Here is a 4,211-nt window from a genome sequence, read left to right on the forward strand (position 1 = left end):
GGGGTCCGTAAGGGCCGTGCACAGGTGGTGCATGGTTGTCGTCAGCTCGTGTCGTGAGATGTTGGGTTAAGTCCCGCAACGAGCGCAACCCTCGTTCCATGTTGCCAGCACGTGATGGTGGGGACTCATGGGAGACTGCCGGGGTCAACTCGGAGGAAGGTGGGGATGACGTCAAATCATCATGCCCCTTATGTCTAGGGCTGCAAACATGCTACAATGGCCGGTACAAAGGGCTGCGATACCGTGAGGTGGAGCGAATCCCAAAAAGCCGGTCTCAGTTCGGATTGGGGTCTGCAACTCGACCCCATGAAGTTGGAGTCGCTAGTAATCGCAGATCAGCAACGCTGCGGTGAATACGTTCCCGGGCCTTGTACACACCGCCCGTCACGTCACGAAAGTCGGTAACGCCCGAAGCCGGTGGCCCAACCCTTTCCGGGAGGGAGCCGTCGAAGGCGGGATCGGCGATTGGGACGAAGTCGTAACAAGGTAGCCGTACCGGAAGGTGCGGCTGGATCACCTCCTTTCTAAGGAGCATTCTCACCGTTCGCCCCTCCGGGGTGGGTGGTGCAGAGCCGCGCCCACGCCGTGGACTGGTGCCCATCTGCGGGTGCCGGCCAGTGTGTGGGGTGGTGCTCGAGGGTGGAACGCTGACCAGTTCGGCCGGCAGCGTCGCTGCCGCTTCCAGTACGGCGGGTCCTTCGGGGTCCGTGGGGACCGGAGTGGTGGGGGCGGGTCCGGTGGTAGGCACGCTGTTGGGTCCTGAGGGAGCGGACCCTCCTTTTCCTCGGTCCGGTGTCGGTTGCGGCGCCGGGTGCGGGGGTGGGGGGTTGGTTGTCTCGAGTCGGGGCCGTTCGGGTCCTCGTACCACTCGTCGTCTTTCCTCCCCGTGGGGGGTGGGGATGAGCGGGGTTCGGCGGGGGCGGTGCCGGGCGGTGGCCGGTTGGTCGTTGAGAACTGCACAGTGGACGCGAGCATCTTCTTTGATTGCAGGCCCGCGCGGCGCTGCTCCGGTTTTGTTCGGAGCGGCGGTGGGTGGGGTTTGTTGTAGTTGTGTGGCCAAGTTGTTAAGGGCACACGGTGGATGCCTGGGCACCAGGAGCCGATGAAGGACGTAGGAGGCTGCGATAAGCCTCGGGGAGCTGCCAACCGAGCGTTGATCCGAGGATGTCCGAATGGGGGAACCCCGCACCAGTCATGTGGTGTGACCCGCGCCTGAACACATAGGGCGTGTGGAGGGAACGTGGGGAAGTGAAACATCTCAGTACCCACAGGAGAAGAAAACAACCGTGATTCCGTGAGTAGTGGCGAGCGAAAGCGGAGGAGGCTAAACCGTTTCCATGTGATACCCGGCAGGGGTTGTGGGAACGGGGTCGTGGGACCGTCCGGTCGATGCTGCCGCATCGGCGGGGAGTGAGAAAGACATCGCGTTAGTGGAAGGCCTCTGGAAGGGGTCGCCGTAGAGGGTGAGAGCCCCGTACACGAAAACGCGTGTCCTCCCGGACGTGATATCCCAAGTAGCACCGAGCCCGTGGAATTCGGTGTGAATCCGGCGGGACCACCCGCTAAGCCTGAATACTCCCTGGTGACCGATAGCGGACGAGTACCGTGAGGGAAAGGTGAAAAGTACCCCGGGAGGGGAGTGAAATAGTACCTGAAACCGTGTGCCTACAAGCCGTGAGAGCCGCCGCGCCCCCTTGCGGGGACCGGTGGTGATTGCGTGCCTTTTGAAGAATGAGCCTGCGAGTTAGTGGTACGTGGCGAGGTTAACCCGTGGGGGGTAGCCGTAGCGAAAGCGAGTCCGAACAGGGCGATTGTGAGTCGCGTGCTCTAGACCCGAAGCCGAGTGATCTACCCATGGCCAGGTTGAAGCGCGGGTAAGACCGCGTGGAGGACCGAACCCACCAGGGTTGAAAACCTGGGGGATGAGCTGTGGGTAGGGGTGAAAGGCCAATCAAACTCGGTGATAGCTGGTTCTCCCCGAAATGCATTTAGGTGCAGCGTCGCGTGTTTCTTGCCGGAGGTAGAGCACTGGATGGCCGATGGGCCCCACAAGGTTACTGACGTCAACCAAACTCCGAATGCCGGTAAGTGAGAGCGCGGCAGTGAGACTGCGGGCGATAAGGTTCGTGGTCGAGAGGGAAACAGCCCAGATCATCGGCTAAGGCCCCCAAGCGTGTGCTAAGTGGAAAAGGATGTGGGATCGCAGAGACAACCAGGAGGTTGGCTTAGAAGCAGCCATCCTTGAAAGAGTGCGTAATAGCTCACTGGTCAAGTGGTTCCGCGCCGACAATGTAGCGGGGCTCAAGCACACCGCCGAAGCCGTGGCACTCCGCCGAACGCCCGCCGGCAGACTTTTGGTCTGCCGGCCAGGTGGCGGGGTGGGTAGGGGAGCGTCGTGTGGCGGGTGAAGCGGCGGAGGAATCCAGCCGTGGACGCCACGCGAGTGAGAATGCAGGCATGAGTAGCGAGAGGGGAGTGAGAACCTCCCCCGCCGGAAGACCAAGGGTTCCTGGGCCAGGCTAATCCGCCCAGGGTGAGTCGGGACCTAAGGCGAGGCCGACAGGCGTAGTCGATGGACAACGGGTTGATATTCCCGTACCCGCGAAGGAACGCCCATGCCGAACCCAGCGATGCTAACCGCCCGAACGTCCGCGTTCCGGTTCTTTCGAGGATCGGATGCGGGCACTAGCGCGGGATCCGGACTGGTAGTAGGCAAGCGATGGGGTGACGCAGGAAGGTAGTCCTACCGGTGAGTGGTAGTACCGGTGCAAGGGTGTGGCCCGCGCCATAGGCAAATCCGTGGCGCATGCAGGGTGAGGCCTGACGCATAGCCGATTGCGGTGAATGGGATGATCCTATGCTGCCGAGAAAAGCCTCTAGCGAGTTCCGAGCGGCCCGTACCCCAAACCAACTCAGGTGGTCAGGTAGAGAATACCGAGGCGATCGAGCGAACTGTGGTTAAGGAACTCGGCAAAATGCCCCCGTAACTTCGGGAGAAGGGGGACCCTCGCCCGTCAACCAGCGTGCCTGGCGCGGCGGGAGGGGGTCGCAGAGACCAGTGAGAAGCGACTGTTTACTAAAAACACAGGTCCGTGCGAAGTCGTAAGACGAGGTATACGGACTGACGCCTGCCCGGTGCTGGAACGTTAAGGGGACGGGTTAGTGCACCTCGTGTGTGCGAAGCTCAGAACTCAAGCGCCAGTAAACGGCGGTGGTAACTATAACCATCCTAAGGTAGCGAAATTCCTTGTCGGGTAAGTTCCGACCTGCACGAATGGCGTAACGACTTCTCAGCTGTCTCAACCACAGGCTCGGCGAAATTGCACTACGAGTAAAGATGCTCGTTACGCGCGGCAGGACGGAAAGACCCCGGGACCTTCACTACAGCTTGATATTGGTGTTCGGTTCGGCTTGTGTAGGATAGGTGGGAGACTGGGAAGCGGACACGCCAGTGTTCGTGGAGTCGCCGTTGAAATACCACTCTGGTCGAATTGGATGTCTAACCTCGGTCCGTGATCCGGATCAGGAACAGTGTCAGGTGGGTAGTTTAACTGGGGCGGTTGCCTCCCAAAATGTAACGGAGGCGCCCAAAGGTTCCCTCAGCCTGGTTGGCAATCAGGTGTCGAGTGCAAGTGCACAAGGGAGCTTGACTGTGAGACCGACGGGTCGAGCAGGAGCGAAAGCTGGGACTAGTGACCCGGCACCGGCGTGTGGAAGCGGTGTCGCTCAACGGATAAAAGGTACCCCGGGGATAACAGGCTGATCTTCCCCAAGAGTCCATATCGACGGGATGGTTTGGCACCTCGATGTCGGCTCGTCGCATCCTGGGGCTGGAGTAGGTCCCAAGGGTTGGGCTGTTCGCCCATTAAAGCGGTACGCGAGCTGGGTTTAGAACGTCGTGAGACAGTTCGGTCCCTATCCGCCGTGCGCGTAAGAGACTTGCGAAGAGCTGTCCCTAGTACGAGAGGACCGGGACGGACGAACCTCTGGTGTGCCAGTTGTACCGCCAGGTGCACTGCTGGTTGGCTACGTTCGGCAGGGATAACCGCTGAAAGCATCTAAGCGGGAAGCTCGCTTCAAGATGAGGTCTCTCACCGGATCAACCGGGTAAGGCCCCCGCCCAGACCAGCGGGTTGATAGGCCGGAAGTGGAAGCACCGCGAGGTGTGTGAGCTGACCGGTACTAACAGGCCGAGGGCTTGACCACACGAC

The 4,211-nt window shown here is 60.8% G+C and carries 2 rRNA genes; both read left to right on the forward strand.

The window, feature by feature from the left end:
* Positions 1–524 (forward strand): 16S ribosomal RNA (locus BUB17_RS24860); the annotation flags it as partial.
* 530 nt (positions 525–1,054) lie between these two features.
* Positions 1,055–4,206: ribosomal RNA gene (locus BUB17_RS24865) — 23S ribosomal RNA — on the forward strand.
* Positions 4,207–4,211: the final 5 nt, after the last annotated feature.

Origin of the sequence: Geodermatophilus obscurus, assembly GCF_900143215.1 — a bacterium.
GTDB lineage: Bacteria > Actinomycetota > Actinomycetes > Mycobacteriales > Geodermatophilaceae > Geodermatophilus > Geodermatophilus obscurus_A.